Origin of the sequence: Alloalcanivorax balearicus MACL04 (assembly GCF_025532145.1) — a bacterium.
Lineage (GTDB): Bacteria > Pseudomonadota > Gammaproteobacteria > Pseudomonadales > Alcanivoracaceae > Alloalcanivorax > Alloalcanivorax balearicus.
In genome coordinates this window covers 44,494-62,611 of the sequence record NZ_ARXS01000016.1, presented here as the reverse complement: position 1 = coordinate 62,611, position 18,118 = coordinate 44,494, and the positions used below count along the sequence as shown (strand labels likewise).

Genomic DNA, 18,118 nt, shown 5'->3' with positions numbered 1-18,118 from the left:
TCAATCCAGCCGGTAGCCGTTGAGTTCATTGGTGCCGAAGCTCCAGGGGCCCTGCATGCGGCGGTAGGGCGCGTAGGCTTTGAGGTAGGCTTGCTGGCTTTCCAGCACTTCCTGGAAGTCCGGGTTCTTGGCGGCGATGTCGCGTACCGCCTTGTTGACGATGCCTTCGATGGTTTTCAGATCCTGGTCGGGCATTTGGTTGACTTCGATGCCGTACTCCTCCTCGAACCGTTGCGCGGCGACGCCATCCATGTAATTCCGGTTGGCGCTGGAGCGGGCCATGATCGCTTCGCTGGCGGTGGCGACGATGTTCTGTAGGTCCTCGGGCAGCTCGTTCCAGGCGTCCTTGTTGATGGCGATGCCGTAGACCGCCGCGCTCTGATGCCAGCCCGGGGTGGACCAGTATTTGGTGACGTCCTGCAGGTGCAGGATTTCGTCGGAGTCCGGGCCGCCCACTTCGCCGGCGTCCACCACACCCCGTTGCAGTGCTTCATAGACGTCATAGACGCCGATGGATACCGGCGAGGCGCCGAGCTCGGTCATTACCCGGGTCTGGATCAGGCCGGCGATACGCACTTTCAGGCCTTTGTAATCTTCCAGGCCGCGGATCGGCACATTGGAGCGAATGCCGGACTCGGTGCCCAGGGTGGTGATCGGGAAATAGACCGTGTTGAACTGGCCGTAAATGCGGTTGTATTGCTCCAGGCCGCCGGCGGCGTAGATCCATTGGAAAAAGTCGAAACCGCTGAAGCCCATGACATGGGAGCCGAGCAGATCGAAGGCGGTGTTCTTGCCGGACCAGTAGTTGGGCCAGTCGCCACCGGCTTGCACGGTGCCTTTGCTGACGGTGTCAAGCACCTGGGTCGGGCTGACCAACTGGCCTTGGGAATAGCGTTTGATTTTCAGGCGGCCGTTGCTGAGCTGGTCCACCAGGTCAACGAATTCCTGTTCGTATTCGCCGGAGCTGGAGGTGTCGCTCCAGGTGCTGACCATTTTCCAGGTGAAGGTTTCCTGGGAGGTTTCGGTGCTTTTTTCGCCGCTGGCATTGGCGGTGTCACTGATGTCACCGGCTTCGCCGGAGCAGCCGGCAAGGGTGAACAGGGTGAGTGTGGTTATGGTGATCAGCATCGTTCTGATGGGATTCATGGAACGCTCCTGGATTTGTTTTAGGAATGGCGTTGGTTGATTCGCTTTGTTCTGCCTACGAAGCCGCTGTGGGAGACTTGCTTGCAAGCGAATCGCCAACGGCAGGAAAGCAATTCGCTGCCAAGGCAGCTTCCCACAGCGGCTTCGATTAACTCGTCGTGGGCACCCACCGCAAAAAGCAGACACCGCTGTCCTCGTCGTGCTGAAAGTGCGCCTTCACACGCACGCCGCATTGAATCTTCTCCACGTCTGCGCCGAAGGCGTTACCGAGCAGTCTTAAGCCGTTTTCCAGTTCGGCGACGACGATGGCGTAGGGCAGATGCTCCTTGAACCAGGGGTGGGGCGCGCGGTACACCACGGAGTAGGTGTAGACCACCGCCTGATCGGGCATCACCGGCCAGTGGAAACGGTCGCCGTGGCACTGTTTGCACAGGTCCCGGGGCGGCCATTGCAACTGACCGCAGGCGTCGCATTGCTGTACCCGCAGTTGCTGGTCTTTCAGGCCCTGGAAGTGAGCCTGATAGAGCGGGTCCTCGATGTCGGGCAGGGGGCGTTGAACGGGGTTACCCATGGTGTCCTCGCTGGGTCCTGTGACCATTAGTTGTGCAGGATGGCGATGGCGCCGTCGCCGAAATCGCCATAGCCGGTGACCAGGCCGAGATGGGCGCCGGCCACCTGGGCCTGGCCGGCGTCGCCGCGCAGTTGGCGCACCGCCTCCACCACATGGTTCATGCCGGAGATATGCGCCTGGGAGAGCAAGCCGCCGTGGGTGTTCAGCGGTAATTCTCCGCCCAGGGCGATGCGGCCGTTGGCGACGAAGTCCGGTGCTTCGCCGCGCTGGCAGAAGCCGATTTCCTCCAATTGCCGCAGCACGATGAACGTGAAGCAGTCATAGATCTCGGCGAAATCCAGTTCGTCCAGGCGGATGCCGGCGATGTCCAGCGCCCGCGGTGCCGCTTTGCCGATGCCCATGCCGAGAATGTCCGGGCGATTGCTGAGATCGTCCGGGGAATCGGGATGGCCTTCGGCGGTGGCCGCCACGTACACCGGCGGCTTGCCACCGGCGCGGCGCGCGGCGTCGGCGCGGGTGACCAGAATGGCGGCGGCGCCGTCGGTTTCCAGGCATACGTCCAGCAGCTTGAACGGTGTCACCAGCATCGGGGAGGCGTCGTAGTCCTCCCGGCTCATGGGCCGGTCACGGAACCAGGCGCGCGGATTGAGGTGGGCGTGGCGGCGGGTGTTCAAGGCCACCGTGGCCATGCCTTCGCGGCTGGCGTTGGTTTCATGGAACCAGCGGTTGGCGTGCAGGCTGTACCACTGCATCGGCGCGATCATGCCGTAGGGGTATTCCAGGTTGCGGCGGATGTCGTCGCCGGGCCACACCACCCGGGGGCCGGAGTCGGTGGCACCCAGGCGCATGCTGCTGTAAGCGTTGCGGCCGGCGCTGACCAGCACGCGTTCGGCGATGCCCGAGGCCACCGCATGGCAGGCCAGGTGCAACCCGGCCACCGGGCTGGCGCCACCGATCTTGATGTGGGCGTGGAACTTCAGATCGGTGATGCCCAGGCCGGCGACGAAGTCCTCGTTGGTGCCCACCCGTGAGGTCATCACCAGGCCGTCCACGGCGTCGCTTTCGATACCGGCGTCGGCGCAGGCTTTCAGCGAGGCTTCCATCAGCAGTTGCAGGCCGCTTTTGTCGGTGCCCCGGGTGTATTCGGTTTCGCCGATGCCGGCGATGGCGGCGGTGTCCGGTTGATAGCCGCTCATGACGCGGCCCCGGTGTTCAGCCCCAGTTTATCCATGGCCAGGGTGCGCAGTGCCGGCTTGTCGAACTTGCCGGTGAGGGTGATCGGCCATTCTTCCCGTGTCACCGCCACCAGGTGTTTGGGTATCTTGAAGCCGGCGATGCGTTCCTTGCAGAAGGCTTTCAGGGTGTCCAGTTCCAGATCCTTGCCGGGGTGGGTTTCCACCACGGCCGTCACCGCTTCGCCCCAGCGGTCGTCGGGAACGCCGACAACCTGCACGGTGGCGATATGCGGGTGCTGTTCCAGGAACATTTCCACTTCCCGCTGGGACACATTCTCGCCGCCGGTTTTTACCATCTGCTTGAAACGGCCCCGGTAGTAGACGTTGCCGCCGGCGTCTTTCCAGCCGTAGTCGCCGGTGTGGAAGAAGCCTTCGTCGTCCATGCTCTCGGCGGTTTGCTTCGGCATCTTGTAGTAGCCGAGGAACAGCGACCAGCCGCGCACACAGATCTCGCCCGGTTCGTCGGCGGCGCATTCACGGCCGGTTTCCGGGTTCACTATTTTTACTTCGCAGCCGGGGAAAGGGCGGCCGTTACTGTTCTTGCGCACGACCTCGTCGTTTTCTTCCGGCGGTACCGCCACCGAGGTGCCTTCGGTAAAGCCGTAATGGTGGGTGACCGAGGTGTGGCCAAAGCCCAGCTCGCGGACTTTGTCGTACCACTCGGGGCCGCAGGCCAGCATGATGCGGTCGACCTTGCTGACGTCGGTATTGGCGAAGTCCGGGTGCGCCGACATGGCCCGGTAGTGGGTGTCGAAGCCGCCCATGCAGGTGATGCCTTCCTCGCGGATCAGCTTCAGGGCGTGGCCCGCTTCGAAGTAGTCCATCAGCACCGTGCTGGCGCCGAACAAGGCGTTGCCCAGGGTGGTATAGATGCAGCCGCCGACATGATAGAAGGGCGACATGCCGAGCTGGCGGTCACCGGGTTTCATGCGAAAGGTGGATTGATAAAGATGGCCGGCGATGGCGACGTTGCTGCCGTGGCTGCGCAACGCCGGCTTCGGGAAGGCGGTGCTGCCGGAGGTGAACAGAATATAGGACGGTGCGCTGGGGGAGAGCCGGGCGAACCAGGCCTCCACTTCCCGTGGCCGCACGTGGGCGCCGGAGCGCATGACGTCATTGAAGTCGAAACAGCCGTCGTGGGTGCTGCCCGCCGGGCTCAGCGTCACCACGGTTTTCAGATGGGGGAAGCGTTGGCTGTGCAGGAAGCCCGGCGCGGCGCCGACCCGTTCCGGCAGCAGTTCGGAGAACAGGGCCAGATAGTCCACGTCGCGGAATTCGTCCATGGTCACCAGCGCCTTGACGTCGGCGCAGCGCAGCACGTGTTCCAGTTCCTGACGGCGGAAGGTCACGTTGATCGGCACGATCACCGCGCCCAGCAGGCTGATGGCGTAGGACAGATAGAACCATTCCGGCCGACCGCCGATCAGTGTGGCCACGTGATCGCCGGGCCCGATACCCAGATTGCTCAGCCCCTTGGCCAACGCGCAGGCCCGCTGGTATTGCTGTGCGAAGGTGATCGATTCTCCGTGATAACGCAGCGCGACACCGTCCGGCCATTGCTCGGCCGCGTCCCGGGCCACGTCGGGAATGGTTTTGTGCAACAGAGACGGCTCGCTGGCCATGATCGGTTCTCCTTGTTGGCGGGGGGGGGCAGGCTCGACTGACCGGTCAGCCTAGAACGGGCGTCATTCCTGTTCTTGCGTCAACTGGCTAGACATATAGAGGCGGGTTCGCCAGCAGGCTGGCTCCTACAACTGCTCCGTCGGCCCACTGTGGGAGCCAGCCTGCTGGCGAATCTTTTTCGGGGCCACCCATTCGCCAGCAGGCTTGCTCCCACAGAGGAGCTACGAAGCTTCCCACAGCGGCTTCGTAGCCCTCTCCGTGGGAAACGATTAAGGTAGCAACCACTCCAAGCATCCAGGACGCGTACGAAGGAGAAGGAATCAGTATGGCGACGGTATTGGTCACCGGCGGTGCCGGTTATATCGGTTCTCACACGGTATTGCTGCTGCTGGAAGCAGGCCACCGGGTGGTGGTGGTGGATAACTTCAGCAACAGCAGCGCCGAATCGCTGCGCCGGGTGGAAGCTCTGGCGGGCAAAAGCGTGGCGCTGGTGGAAGGGGACATCCGTGACGGCGGGCTCATGGAGCAGGTGTTGCGGGATCACCAGGTGGAAGCGGTGGTGCATTTCGCCGGCCTGAAGGCGGTGGGCGAGTCCGTGGCTCAACCGCTGCGTTATTACGACTGCAACGTGGTGGGCACGATTCGCCTGCTGGAGGCGATGGAGAAGGCTGGCGTGCGCCGCTTGGTGTTCAGCTCTTCCGCCACCGTCTACGGTGATCCCGCCACGGTGCCGATCCGCGAGGATTTCCCGCTCAGCGCCACCAATCCCTATGGCGCCACCAAGCTCCACATCGAGGACATGCTGCGCGATCTTTATCGCGCCGAGCCGTCCTGGGGGCTGGCGTTGCTGCGTTATTTCAATCCGGTGGGGGCGCATGAGAGCGGCCGCATCGGTGAAGATCCCAACGGCGAGCCGAATAACCTGATGCCTTATATCGCCCAGGTAGCGGTGGGCAAGCGTGAGAAACTGCGAGTATTCGGCGGTGATTACAACACGCCGGACGGTACCGGCGTGCGGGATTATATCCACGTCATGGATCTGGCCCAGGGCCACCTGGCGGCGCTGGAGGCACTGACCGGTCCGGGGCTGATCACCACCAATCTGGGCACCGGCCAGGGTTACAGTGTGCTGGATATGGTGCAGGCCTTCGCCCGCGCCAGCGGTCGCGATATTCCCTACGACATCGTCGAGCGCCGGCCCGGTGACGTGGCGGTGTGCTATGCGGACCCGGCTCACGCGGAGCGGGTTCTGGGCTGGAAAGCCACCCGCGGGGTGGATGCCATGTGCGCGGATCACTGGCGCTGGCAGGAGAGTAATCCCGAGGGCTATCGCTAGGGGGCCGTCCCGACTGCCTCCTCACAGTCGCTTTGTAGGCTTTTTGTGGGAGCTTGCCTGCAAGCGAATTGTTGCGGTGATTGGAGACAAGACCATTCGCCAGCAGGCTGGCTCCCACAGAGGCGCTACAGAGCAGCAGCAATGTAATCCCGCTGGCGTGTGGTGCGGGTCGGTGATACAAGGAAAGGACGCTTTGACGAGACCAAGGAGGTTGCCATGACGCGTTCATTGGGGATTCTGGGAGCCGGGGGGCACGGCAAAGTCATCGCCGATACCGCCATTGCGTCCGGGTGGCGCAAAATCGCTTTTTACGATGACGCCTGGCCCAAGAAGCAGACCAACGGGCGCTGGCAGGTTTCCGGGCGCAGCGGCGAACTGCTGGAGGAACTCGGCGCCATGGATTCGGTGACCGTCGGTATCGGACGCAATAATGTCCGCTTGCAGAAACTGTCGGAGTTGCTGGAGTCGGGCGCGACCTTGGCGACCATCATTCATCCCCATGCGTCGGTGAGCCGGTTCGCGGAGATGGGCGCGGGCAGCGTGGTCTTCGCCAGCGCCGTGGTTAACGTGGATTGCGTGTTGGGCATGGGCTGTATCGTCAATACCGGGGCCACGGTGGATCGCGATTGCCGGCTGGCCGCTTGTGTCCATGTCTGTCCCGGCGTGCATCTGGCCAGTGATGTGACCGTGGGGGAGGGCAGCTTCATTGGCATTGGCGCGGTGGTGAAGGAGGGGGTCACCATTGGCGCGAACGTGGTGGTGGGCGCGGGGGCCGTGGTGCTGCACGATGTGCCCGACGGCGTCACCATCATGGGTGTGCCGGCGCGATAAGGAGCCTGTTTTCCCCCGATGAGTCTGGATACTTTTCAGTGGGCCAAGGTAGTGGCCTCATTGGCGATGCCGGTGTCGCCGGTATTGCTGCTTTTGATCTGCGGTACCGTGTTGCTGTGGTGGGGCCGGGCGCGCCGTTGGGCGCTGGCCATGGTCACCACGGGCACGGCGCTGCTGCTGCTGTTCACCTTGCCGGGCACTGCCCGCTGGCTCGGCGGCCCTCTTGAACACGCCTATCCGCCACTGACCACGCCGCCGCCGGCATCCTGGGTGGTGGTGCTCGGCGGGGGCGCGCTGGACGATCCGGCCTTGCCGCCGCCTTCCCGATTACGACCTCATTCCCTGGCCCGCTTGGCCGAAGGGGTACGCCAGTTCCAACTGCAGCCCTCGGCGAAGCTGATTGTGTCCGGGGGCGCCCCGGACACCACCCCGGATACCGTGACCTCGGCGGATGCCATGGCGGCGGTGGCGACGGCCTGGGGCGTGCCGGAGGAAGCGATCTGGCGCTCCCGGGATGCGCTGAATACGGAGCAGGAAGCCCGGGCGGTGGCGCGCTGGGTGCCGCCGGAAGAGCGAGTGATCCTGGTGACGTCGGCGCTGCACATGCCGAGGGCGTTGGCGCTGTTTCGCCAGCATGGCATTGATGCGGTGCCGGCGCCGGCCGGGCCCTACTGGACCCCGGGGCTGGGGCGGGCTCACTGGGGGGACCGTTTGCCAGGGGCGGAGCCGCTCTATGTGCTGGAACTGAGCTGGTGGGAGAGGCTGGGTGCCTGGTGGCAGGGAGACACGCGGTAAACTGCAGCTTTCCACAGACAGGACTACGAAGCCGCTGTAGGAGCCAGCCCTGTCTGTGGGAGCTTGCCTGCAAGCGAACGGGCTCTTGGTCCCCAACAGATTCGCTTGCAGGCAAGCTCCCACAGCGGTTTCGTAGCTATGTCCGGGATATGTGGGGCATGAAATAAAATGCGCCTCTGAAAGAGGCGCGGAATGCGAAATCAAAAGGAGATAATGTCGTAAAGAAAGCTTTGATCATCACGCTCCGGCCACATCCATGTTGTTGCTCATCCATTGCGCGATAATCCGAGCATGCCGTGTCACTTCGCCGATTACAATTACCAAATGTTGCGGAGTGTTGCTCCCTGAGCCGACGTTGCTCTTTCCCCTGTTACAAAAATGTCGTTTTCGAACACTTCCTTGGGTATTAAACCTGTTATTATATCGCCCCTTCACCGGATGGATTCGGTCAGGTGTTGTCAATCCCCTGAACGGGGGATTTTCCTGCTCAGCCGGTCGCTGTAAAAATGTTAAATTATTGCAAAATCAGCAGGGCGTCGTGGGTGCGTCACATAGAGTGTCATGCATTCACATTTACACTCGGTTTACCTAACGCGCGGGCTATAAAACGTTACGTGCGGGCCTGGAAGTGTGAACTGCATCACACGATAATGGCTCTCTTTCGTTGACATCGAGACGACTAAGGACAGGTCCTATGCATACCGCTTCTTCACCACTGCACCGTGCCGTGGCTCGGGTGCTCAAGTGCCCCCGCTGGCAAAAAAGGGCCATCATGCTGGTGTCGGACGCGGTGGCACTGCCGGTAATGTTGTGGGCCGCCTACGCCTTGCGTTTTGGCAATCTGTTCCCGCCGATCGAGGACCCCTGGTTATTCCCCCTGACCGTGCTGGTGGGACTGCCCGCGCTCTATTTCCTTGGATTTTACCGTTCCATTGTCCGTTACCTTGGCGCCGAGGTGGCCTGGTCGGTGGTGCTTGGCATGACCGCCACGGTGGTGGTTTTAGCGAGCCTCTCCTATATGGTGCCGGCGATGGTGCCACGGTCCGTGTTTTTGATTTTCTGGGCCCTGGGCGTGCTGTATTTGGGATCCAGCCGGTTTTTGGCACGGCGGTTCCTGTACCGGATTATGTCCGGCTATTTTACCACCGAGCCGGTGGCGGTTTATGGCGCCGGTGGCGCCGGAGGACAATTGGTTACCGCTTTACAGCAAGGGCGGGAACTGCATCCGGTTTTAGTGGTGGATGACGATCCGGGTAAACAGGGCACTTTGCTTTCCGGTGTGCCGGTGGTGGATCGCCTGACCTTGAAGCAGGCGGTGGCGGAAGAACGTATTCGCACCGTATTGCTGGCGATGCCGAACCTGTCCCGGCAGCGGCGCATGGCGGTGGTCAGCTGGCTGGAGAAGTTGGATGTGCGGGTGCAGACAGTACCGGCCTTCGCCGACATCGCCAGCGGCAAGGCGCGCCTGGAAGAGATTCAGGACGTCGCCATCGAGGATTTGCTGGGCCGCGATGCGGTGCCGCCGCGGCTGGATCTGCTGAGCCGCTGTATCAGCGGTAAGCATGTGATGGTGACCGGGGCCGGTGGCTCCATCGGTTCCGAGTTGTGCCGCCAGATCCTGAAGTTGAATCCGAGCCGCCTGGTGCTGCTGGAACAGAGCGAGGTGGCGCTGTACGACATCGAGCGGGAACTGGGCGGGGTACTCCGGGAGAGTGGCAAGGACATCGAGCTGGTGCCGATGCTGGGTTCCGTGGTGAACCGGGGGCTGGTGAAGAGCCTGTGCGAGGAACAGCGCATCGATACCCTTTACCACGCCGCCGCCTACAAACATGTTCCCATTGTCGAGGCCAACCCGGACGCTGGGGTACGCAACAATATTATCGGTACCCTGGCCGCCGCCGAAGGGGCACGGGATGCCGGGGTACGGCATTTCATTCTGATTTCCACCGACAAGGCAGTACGACCCACCAACGTGATGGGGGCCACCAAACGCTTCGCCGAACTGGTACTGCAGTCCCTGGCCAGCAGCAGTGACAACACCATTTTCTCCATGGTGCGGTTCGGTAATGTGCTGGGTTCTTCCGGCTCCGTGGTGCCGTTGTTCCGCAAGCAGATCATGCAAGGTGGCCCGGTGACGGTGACCCATCCGGACGTGATCCGTTACTTCATGACCATTCCGGAGGCGGCCCAGCTGGTGATTCAGGCCGGTGCCATGGCCAAGGGCGGCGAGGTGTTCGTGCTCGATATGGGCGAGCCGGTGCGGATCATGGATCTGGCCACCACCATGATTCGTTTGATGGGGATGAGTGTCCGTGACACCACCAACCCGGACGGTGACATTGAAGTGGTGTTCTCCGGTTTGCGTCCTGGTGAAAAGCTGTATGAGGAACTGCTGATCGGTGAGTGCTCCATCGAAACCGAGCATGAGATGATCATGCAGGCCCACGAAGAGAAGTTGACGCCGGCTGAGATCAACGAGGCGTTGGACCGTTTCCGTACCGCGCTGGAACGCGGTGATCAGGATGCTCTGCGTGCTCTGCTGCGTTCTTATGTGAACGGCTACCAGCCACGTCAGGATGACGACGACGCTCTGGTTCTACGGCCGACCGCCGATCAGGCCGTGCACAAGAAGGCGGCTCCCTACAAGGCGCCTTCGCCAACGCACTGAGTTCCTTCAATCTTTTCTCGAGCCGCTGCTGTAGGAGCCTGCCTGCAGGCGAATCTTTTGGGCCTGAAGCCCAATGCCCAATTCGCCTGCAAGCAGGCTCCTACAGCGGCTGAGAAACAAGCCGTCGAAAGGGCGATCACATTCCCAGCGGATCATTCAAAAACCGTATCGCCCGCCGGTCACGGGTATAAGCCACATTGAGCCTCAACCAGGGCGAGGCCGTTTCACCGGGCAGGAACAGATGCCCCGGGGACAGGCTGACGCCGGATTGCCGGGCCAGATCCACCAGTTTTTGCGAATCCGCCACGCCCGGATAACGGGCCCAGATGAACATGCCTCCCGCCGGTTCGGAATGCACCTCCCAGCCCGCCGACCGCACCAGGTTGAGGGCGGTGACCATTTGCGCTGAAAGCCGAGTGCGCAGCCGTTCCACCAGCTTGCGGTAGGCGCCGTTGTGCAACATGGTCATGACCACCTGCTCGGAGAAACGGGAGGCGGAAATGCTGGTCAGCATTTTGATGTCCACCAGCGGCTTGATCCGCGCCGGTGCCGCGGCGATAAATCCCACCCTCAGTGAGCTGGAAAGGCTTTTCGAGAAGCTGCCGAGATAGATCACCCGCCTGAGGCCGTCGAGGGCCGCCAGGCGTAATGTCGGCTCATGTTGAAAGTCGGCATAAATATCGTCCTCGACGATCTGGAAGTCGTGCTGCTCCGCCAGTTGCAGGATGCGGTGGGCAAAGGTTGGCGCCAGAGTGGTGCCGGTGGGGTTCTGGAACACGCTGTTGGTGAAAAACAGTTTGGGTTTGTGGGTCTTGAGCAGGTGCGCCATGCGCTCCGGGTCGGGCCCGCCGGCCAGCCGAGGCACCCCCACTACCTGCACCTGCTGCAGCTTCAGCAGGCCGAGCAGATTGTAGTAACCCGGCGATTCCACGAACACGGTGTCGCCAGGCTTCAGCAGTAGCCGCACCAGCAGGTCCAGAGCATGACTGCCGCCGCCGGTAAGCAGGATCTGCTGAGTGCCGGCGTCGATACCGAGCAGCCGAAGGCGCTCTCTGATCAGTGAACGCAACTCCGGGGTGCCGAGGGGCGTGCTGTAATCGAGGATACCGGCGCTGTCCTGGCGGGTGACCTGGCGGATGGCGTAGGAGAGGTCTTCCACTTCCAGCCAACTGCCCGGCAGCCAGCCGCAGCCGAGCTTCAGCGTGGAAGCGTGGCTCTGAAACAGGCTCCAGCGATCGTCGGCGACCTCCTCCTCGGAGACCGGCTCGGTGCCGGCCAGCATTCTGGCGGCGCCATCCGCCACATAGAAGCCGGACCCGGGCTTGGAACGTACCAGCCCCTGAGCCACCAGGCGTTCATAGGCTTCAATGGCGGCGTTGCGGCTCACATGCAGTTCACTGGACAGGCGGCGTATGGAAGGCAGGCGGCTGCCGCCGCCAGCGCCGTTCCGCACGATCCAGTGGCGGATTCCGTCTTCGATTTGCAGCGCTATGGGAAGCCCCGAGTCCGGGTCCATATCCAGCTTCATGCCAAGTCCTTAAGGCCGTTGTGGGAAGCTTGCTTGCAAGCGAATTCTCGTGGAGCCCCGATTCGCCTGAATTCAGAGGTCGCTACAGGGCTGCTGTGGGAGCTTGCCTGCAAGCGAATTGGGGGGCTCCACAAGAATTCGCTTGCAGGCAAGCTCCCACAGTGGCTTACAGACCGCGATACCCGCGACCGTTACCGGAAAACCCGGAACAGTTCATCAATAACCAGAGCCAAGTGTACCTTACCGTCGAATCCGGCGAATACGACCATGGTGTGGTCCCGCCCAGGTCGGGGCGCGCATGCGTGCCCGAGTGAGGCGGCCCATGTATCCCGTTTTCTCAAGGTCCGTTATGCGCCGTTTCGACGCCCTGCGTTTGGCTTTTGCCCTCTGCATCATCACCTCCGCTTCCAACCTCCAGGCGCCGCTGTATAGCGCCCTGGCCGCCAAGGACGGTGTTGGCGTTGGAGCCACCACGGTGGCTTTCGCTTGCTACGTATTCGGCATCATCCCCGTGCTGTTGGCGTTGAATGGCTTGTCGGAGCGGGTAGGGCGCAAGCCGCTGATTCTGGCGGCGCTGGTATTGTGTCTGATGGCGACGACGCTGACCCTGGTCGCCCCGGGAATTCTGGCCCTGGGCGCCGCCCGTTTCCTGGTCGGGGTGGCCACGGCGCTGGCCTCCAGCGTGGCGCCCGGTTACATGTATGACCTGTTCTCCGGTGGGGACCACCGGCGTGCCGCCAACTGGGTCACCGCTGCCACCTCTCTGGGCTTCGGTCTGGGCCCGGCGGTGACCAGCCTGTTTCTGCTACAAGCCAGTAGCCTGACACCGCCCAGTTTTCCACTTTATCTGCTGGCCGCGGCGCTGGCCTTTGTGCTGGTCGCTGGCCTGAGGGATGACGCGGCCAGATCAAGCCTAGCGCCGCTGGCCCGGCTACCGTTCTTCCCGGCGGGTTCGTTGATCTTCGGATGGGCGATCCTGCTGGCCTGGGGCACGGTGGGGCTGGTCATCGCCATTCTGCCTTCGGCACTGCAAAAGCACGGCCTGAGCGAGTGGTCCGGCTTCGCGGTGCTGGCCACCTGCAGCTGCGGTGTACTGTTCCAGCCCCTGGCCCGGCTGCTGCCATCGCGCATTGCCACCCGTATCGGATTGCTGATCCTGCCGGTGGCCTACGCTCTGATCGCCTGGGGAGCGCTGCACGGGCAATTCGCCGGCGTGCTGGCGGGCGCGGTGCTGGCGAGCAGCGCCTGCTATGGCTTCATCTACCTGGGTGGCCTCAGCGCCGTGCTGGCGCTGGGCGAGGAACGCCGTGCCGCCGCCAGCGCCGGGTTCTTCCTGATGGCCTATTTCGGTTTCATCCTGCCGGTGATGGTGACCGGGGTGCTGGTGGACCTGTGGGGACATCAGGTGGCGCTGACGGCGTATGGAGCGGTGTTGGCTATCGGGGTTCTAGCGGTCATTGCTTCCCTGCATGGAGAGACCGCCACAGCGACGGGCCGTCTGGCCGCGAATAGCAAGTAGATTTGCCGCCAAGGCGACTTCCCGCGGTGGCTTCGTAGTTCCCCCGCTGTGGGAAGCTGGCTTGCCAGCGAATACGGCGCAAATTCATGTCTCCAAGGCCATGGTCTCCCCTCGGGCACTTCCTTACTGTGCAATGTCCCGTAAAACTTATGTGATAGCGCGAAAGGGTTCTGGTTCCTCCAAGGACAGAGTTGGGGCAAAGAGGTAGAATTCGTGGTTTGCCGGCTGACCAGCTCCAGGAAGGCAGGGGTTGAAGCTCCAAATGTAGGGGTATGTAAGTCAGAGTTGACGTAACTGATAGCGATGAATGGGACGCTGATAATGACCACCGCTTTATCCGATACTTTATTCCGAGCCTACGATATTCGTGGCATTTTCGAAGACACCCTGACTGTGCAGGCAGCGGAGTTAATCGGCCTGGCCATTGGGTCAGAGGTAATTGATCGGGGTGGGCTCTCTGTTGCCGTGGCTCGCGATGGCCGTTTGTCTTCGCCCACTCTTCTGGATGCGCTTGCCAAAGGGCTGCAAGCAAGTGGTTGTAACGTCATTGATGTTGGGCTGGCGCCGACCCCTGTGCTGTATTTCGCTACCTGTCATTTCCAGGGTGCTGACTCAGGCGTAATGATCACCGGTAGTCATAATCCGCCAGACTATAATGGTGTTAAAATCGTTATCAGAGGAACGACACTTTCCGGGGATGCCATTCAGGCACTGAAGAATCGTATCCAACAACGGAATTTCTCGGAAGGGCAAGGTACGCGGGACCAACACGAAATCCTTCCTGCCTATTTGGCAGCGCTGAGAAAGCGCCACCACCTGGCGCGCCCGATGAAGGTTGTGGTGGACTGCGGCAACGGCGCCGCCGGCGTACTGGCCCCGGAAGCTATTGCTGCTCTCGGGTGCGACGTCATCCCTCTCTATACCGAAGTGGATGGCACCTTTCCCAATCACCACCCCGACCCCGGTGATATCGAAACCCTCAATGACCTGATCGATACCGTTCAACGGGAAAACGCTGACCTGGGGCTCGCCTTCGACGGCGACGGTGACCGCTTGGGTGTGGTTCTGCCCGATGGAAACGTGGTCTTCCCGGACATCTTGCTAATGGCGCTGGCCGAAGATCTGGCGGGCCGGGTGCCGGGCGCCAAAGTGATCTTCGATGTTAAATGCACGGGCGCGCTTTTCGGCATTATTCGTGCGGCTGGTGGCGAACCGGAGATGTGGCGTACAGGCCATTCCCTGATTAAAGCTCGAATGAAGGAAACCGGTGCCTTGCTTGCCGGTGAAATGAGCGGGCATATTTTCTTTGCCGAAGACTGGTACGGGTTTGATGACGCCACCGTCGCTGCTGCGCGAATTCTTGGAATTCTCAGCCGCCATGACGGCGATGCCGTTAGCTTTTTCGACCGCTACCCCAAGCTCTGCACCACCCCTGAGATCACTATCCCTGTCACCGAGGAAACCAAGTTTGCCATCGTCGAGTATCTGCAGAATCATGCCGACTTGGGTGAGGGCAAGTGCACAGCGATCGACGGCATACGCATGGATTATGAGGACGGCTGGGGGCTGTGCCGGGCTTCGAATACATCGCCTAAGTTGGTGACGCGGTATGAAGCGAAGACCAAGGACGTACTCCTGCGCATCCGTACCCGCTTCGAACAGGCCATCGAGCAGGCAATCAAGGCGGTCGGCTAACCGACCGTCGATGACGAGATAACAGACAGAGTGTGCAATCACGCCGGGGTGGCACTTTTTGCTGCCCGATAGGTCAAAAAATAGAACGTACGTTTAAGGAAAGGCTGTGAAAAAAGCGATTATTACCGGTGTTACCGGCCAAGACGGCACCTATCTTGCCGAGCTGCTTCTGGAAAAAGGGTATAAGGTTTATGGCGCTTACCGGCGCACGGCTTCCGTCAATTTCTGGCGGATCCAGGAGATGGGCATCGATCGGCATCCGAACCTGCATCTGGTGGAATACGATCTGACCGACCTGTCATCGTGCATTCGCCTGTTGCAGACCTCGGAAGCGACGGAAGTCTACAACCTGGCGGCGCAGAGTTTCGTCGGTGTGTCGTTCGATCAACCGATCACCACCGCGGAAATCACCGGATTGGGTGCGGTCAATCTGCTGGAGGCCATTCGCATCGTAAATCCCTCGATTCGCTTCTATCAGGCCTCGACCTCGGAAATGTTCGGTAAGGTTCAAGAGATTCCACAGACCGAGAGCACGCCGTTCTATCCGCGCAGCCCCTACGGCGTAGCCAAGTTGTACGCACACTGGATGACCATCAACTACCGGGAATCCCACGGCATTTTTGGCGCCAGTGGCATTCTCTTCAACCATGAGTCGCCACTGCGGGGCCAGGAGTTTGTGACCCGCAAGATCACCGATTCGATCGCCAAGATCAAACTCGGCAAGCAAGAGCGTTTGGAACTGGGCAACATGGACGCGAAACGGGACTGGGGTTTCGCCAAGGATTACGTTAACGGCATGTGGCGCATGCTTCAGGTTAACGAGCCGGATACTTATGTACTGGCCACCAACCGCACCGAGTCAGTTCGCGATTTTGTCAGCATGGCCTGCAAAGCGGCGGAGATCGATATTGACTGGCGAGGCGAGGGCGAGGAAGAGACCGGTGTCGATACCTCCTCCGGCAAGGTTATTGTCGCGGTCAATCCAAAGTTTTACCGTCCCGCGGAAGTCGATCTGTTGATAGGTGATCCGGCCCGGGCCAAGGAGAAGCTGGGTTGGGAACCAACCACCACCCTCGAGGAACTTTGTCGGATGATGGTTGAAGCCGATTTGCGCCGCAATCAGCAAGGATTTTCGTTTTAATGGCAAAGACGGTTCTAATAACGGGGAGCCAGGGCTTTACCGGTCGTTATATGAGCGAGGAGTTGGTGTCCGCCGGTTATCGGGTGGTCGGGCTGGGTAGCCAGCCCGACGAGGATCCCGGCTATATCCAGGTGGACATTACCGATCCGGAAGCCGTTCGGGTCCGCATCGCCGAGTTGCAGCCCGATATTGTCGTCCATCTGGCGGCGGTGGCGTTCGTCGGTGAGGGCAACGCCAACAGCTTTTACGAGGTCAATCTTATCGGTACTCGTAACCTGCTGGCGGCTCTGGCGGCTGCCGATAAACCGCCGGAAAGTGTGCTGCTGGCAAGCAGCGCCAACGTCTATGGCAATCAGCGGGGCGGTAAGCTAGCCGAGGACACCCCGCCTGCTCCGGCCAACGATTACGCGGTCAGCAAGCTGGCCATGGAACATATGGCATGGCTGTGGATGCCCCGGCTGCCGATCGTCATCGCGCGGCCATTCAATTACACCGGTGTCGGCCAGGCGGAACACTTCCTGGTGCCCAAGATTGTTTCCCACTTCAAGCGTCGCGCGGCGGTCATCGAGCTCGGCAACCTGGAGGTGTGGCGTGATTTCAGCGACGTCCGCTCGGTGGTGGCGGCGTATCGTGCCCTGATTGAGCGGGGGGCGGCCGGTGAGGTGTTCAATGTGGCTTCCGGGCAACCTCATTCGCTCAAGGAGATTCTGGCGCTGTGTGCGGAGATTACCGGCCATCAACTGCAAGTGCGAGTGAATCCCTCTTTCGTCAGAGCCAACGAGGTGAAAACGCTGTGCGGCGATGCTGCTAAGCTGGCAGCGTGCGTCGGTGAATGGCAGAAGTCTGATCTGAAAAGCACCCTTCGGTGGATGTTGGCGGAAAATTGATGAAACTGATCCTATCCGTGGAACCAATCCGGTTTCCTCTGACCGGTATTGGGCGCTACACCTATGAATTGGCGAAAGGGATGCTGGCGGCGGATACCTTCGATGAATTCAGGCTGTTTTCCGGGGTGCGTTTTGTCTCTGATCTGCCAGAGCCGGTGAATCAATCACCAGCCTCCCACGATTTCAGACGCCTGGTTCAGAAAAGCCGCCTTGTTACTTCGTTGTACGGGGTGCTGATGCCGTTGATTCGTAAGCGGGTGCTGTCCGGATTCGATGGCTTCATTTACCACAGCACCAACTTTTTCCTGCCCCCTTTTCCCGGGCGGAAAGTGGCCACTTTTCACGATCTTTCCCCATTCACTTGGTCACATTGCTATGATCCGGCGAAGATCGGTTATTTGCAGCGAGGCCTTAGCAATACCTTGCATACGGCGGACGCGTTGATCACCGATTCCGAATATACCCGCCGGGAGCTCGCTGAGTTCGCTAGTTGGCCGCTGGAGAGGATTCACGCGGTTCCTCTGGCGGCCGGACCCGAATTCCAGCCCCGAAACGAAGCGGACATCGGATCGATTCTGGAGCACTATGGTCTGTCTTATCGAGGCTATACCCTATTTGTCGGGACCATTGAGCCGAGGAAAAATATCATCGCCTTGCTTGATGCCTACGGCCGTCTCCCCCGGGAAGTGCGGGAACGCTATCCGCTGGTCCTGAGCGGCCATCAGGGATGGAAGAGTGAACAGATTCACGACAGGATACGACAGGCGGAAAGTGAGGGTTGGGTCCGATATCTGGGCTTTCTGCCCGCGGCGCACTTGCCGGGCCTGTATTCCGGTGCTCGATTGTTCGCCTTTCCGTCGCTCTATGAAGGATTCGGATTGCCGGTGCTGGAGGCCATGCAATCCGGAGTGCCGGTGGTCTGCTCGAACAATTCGTCCTTGCCGGAGGTGGCTGGAGACGCTGCCTTGACGGTGGAAAGCGCGGATGTGGTCGGATTATCGGAGAATATGCGACGTGTGTTGCTCGATGAGGAATTGTCAGGGAGCTTGACCGAAAAGGGGCTGCAACGTGCGGGTGAGTTCTGGTGGCAATCCACTGTTGACCGGACCTATGACGTCTATGCCTCAATGTAACGACCCAGTA

The 18,118-nt window shown here is 61.0% G+C and carries 14 protein-coding genes; 9 read left to right on the top strand and 5 right to left on the bottom strand.

The window, feature by feature from the left end; genetic code table 11:
* The 4 genes from dctP to MA04_RS13965 form a co-directional block, all read right to left on the bottom strand.
* Window positions 1–1,146 carry a TRAP transporter substrate-binding protein DctP gene (gene dctP, locus MA04_RS13980; protein ID WP_262461074.1) on the bottom strand — a complete coding sequence of 382 codons (1,146 nt, stop codon included), beginning with the start codon at window positions 1,144–1,146 and terminating at the stop codon, window positions 1–3.
* 148 nt (window positions 1,147–1,294) lie between these two features.
* Complete coding sequence (locus tag MA04_RS13975) at window positions 1,295–1,717, bottom strand: Zn-ribbon domain-containing OB-fold protein (RefSeq protein ID WP_262461072.1); 423 nt, start codon at window positions 1,715–1,717, stop codon at window positions 1,295–1,297.
* A 26-nt stretch (window positions 1,718–1,743) separates the two neighbouring features.
* Window positions 1,744–2,913 carry a thiolase C-terminal domain-containing protein gene (locus MA04_RS13970; RefSeq protein ID WP_163121286.1) on the bottom strand — a complete coding sequence of 390 codons (1,170 nt, stop codon included), beginning with the start codon at window positions 2,911–2,913 and terminating at the stop codon, window positions 1,744–1,746.
* Complete coding sequence (locus MA04_RS13965) at window positions 2,910–4,574, bottom strand: AMP-binding protein (RefSeq protein ID WP_262461070.1); 1,665 nt, start codon at window positions 4,572–4,574, stop codon at window positions 2,910–2,912. Before MA04_RS13965 ends, MA04_RS13970 begins: the two co-directional genes overlap by 4 nt.
* 326 nt (window positions 4,575–4,900) lie before the next feature.
* Between MA04_RS13965 and galE the strand changes: the two genes are divergently transcribed.
* The 4 genes from galE to MA04_RS13945 all read left to right on the top strand — a co-directional run bounded on the left by galE (window position 4,901) and on the right by MA04_RS13945 (window position 10,205).
* Entirely contained in the window at window positions 4,901–5,911 is a 1,011-nt protein-coding gene (gene galE, locus MA04_RS13960) for a UDP-glucose 4-epimerase GalE (protein WP_262461069.1), read from the top strand.
* 216 nt (window positions 5,912–6,127) lie between these two features.
* Window positions 6,128–6,742, top strand: coding sequence for an acetyltransferase (locus MA04_RS13955; protein WP_262461067.1), 615 nt, complete (start codon window positions 6,128–6,130; stop codon window positions 6,740–6,742).
* An 18-nt stretch (window positions 6,743–6,760) separates the two neighbouring features.
* Entirely contained in the window at window positions 6,761–7,537 is a 777-nt protein-coding gene (locus MA04_RS13950) for an ElyC/SanA/YdcF family protein (protein ID WP_262461066.1), read from the top strand.
* A 694-nt stretch (window positions 7,538–8,231) separates the two neighbouring features.
* Window positions 8,232–10,205 carry a polysaccharide biosynthesis protein gene (locus MA04_RS13945; protein ID WP_262461065.1) on the top strand — a complete coding sequence of 658 codons (1,974 nt, stop codon included), beginning with the start codon at window positions 8,232–8,234 and terminating at the stop codon, window positions 10,203–10,205.
* Between the two features lie 136 nt (window positions 10,206–10,341).
* On the opposite strand, the gene MA04_RS13940 is transcribed toward MA04_RS13945, so the two are convergent.
* A complete protein-coding gene (locus MA04_RS13940; RefSeq protein ID WP_262461064.1) occupies window positions 10,342–11,733 on the bottom strand; it encodes an aminotransferase-like domain-containing protein in 1,392 nt (463 codons plus the stop codon).
* Between the two features lie 349 nt (window positions 11,734–12,082).
* Here MA04_RS13940 and MA04_RS13935 point away from each other — a divergent pair, with 349 nt between their 5' ends.
* The 5 genes from MA04_RS13935 to MA04_RS13915 all read left to right on the top strand — a co-directional run bounded on the left by MA04_RS13935 (window position 12,083) and on the right by MA04_RS13915 (window position 18,108).
* Window positions 12,083–13,252 (top strand): MFS transporter, encoded by a 1,170-nt coding sequence (locus MA04_RS13935; protein WP_262461063.1) that lies wholly within the window; start codon window positions 12,083–12,085, stop codon window positions 13,250–13,252.
* A 321-nt stretch (window positions 13,253–13,573) separates the two neighbouring features.
* A complete protein-coding gene (locus MA04_RS13930) occupies window positions 13,574–14,947 on the top strand; it encodes a phosphomannomutase/phosphoglucomutase (RefSeq protein WP_262461062.1) in 1,374 nt (457 codons plus the stop codon).
* A gap of 106 nt (window positions 14,948–15,053) precedes the next feature.
* A complete protein-coding gene (gmd, locus tag MA04_RS13925) occupies window positions 15,054–16,088 on the top strand; it encodes a GDP-mannose 4,6-dehydratase (protein WP_262461061.1) in 1,035 nt (344 codons plus the stop codon).
* Window positions 16,088–16,975, top strand: coding sequence for an NAD-dependent epimerase/dehydratase family protein (locus MA04_RS13920; protein ID WP_262461060.1), 888 nt, complete (start codon window positions 16,088–16,090; stop codon window positions 16,973–16,975). The genes gmd and MA04_RS13920 overlap by 1 nt, the downstream gene beginning before the upstream one ends.
* Window positions 16,975–18,108 carry a glycosyltransferase family 4 protein gene (locus MA04_RS13915; RefSeq protein WP_394356155.1) on the top strand — a complete coding sequence of 378 codons (1,134 nt, stop codon included), beginning with the start codon at window positions 16,975–16,977 and terminating at the stop codon, window positions 18,106–18,108. The genes MA04_RS13920 and MA04_RS13915 overlap by 1 nt, the downstream gene beginning before the upstream one ends.
* Window positions 18,109–18,118: the final 10 nt, after the last annotated feature.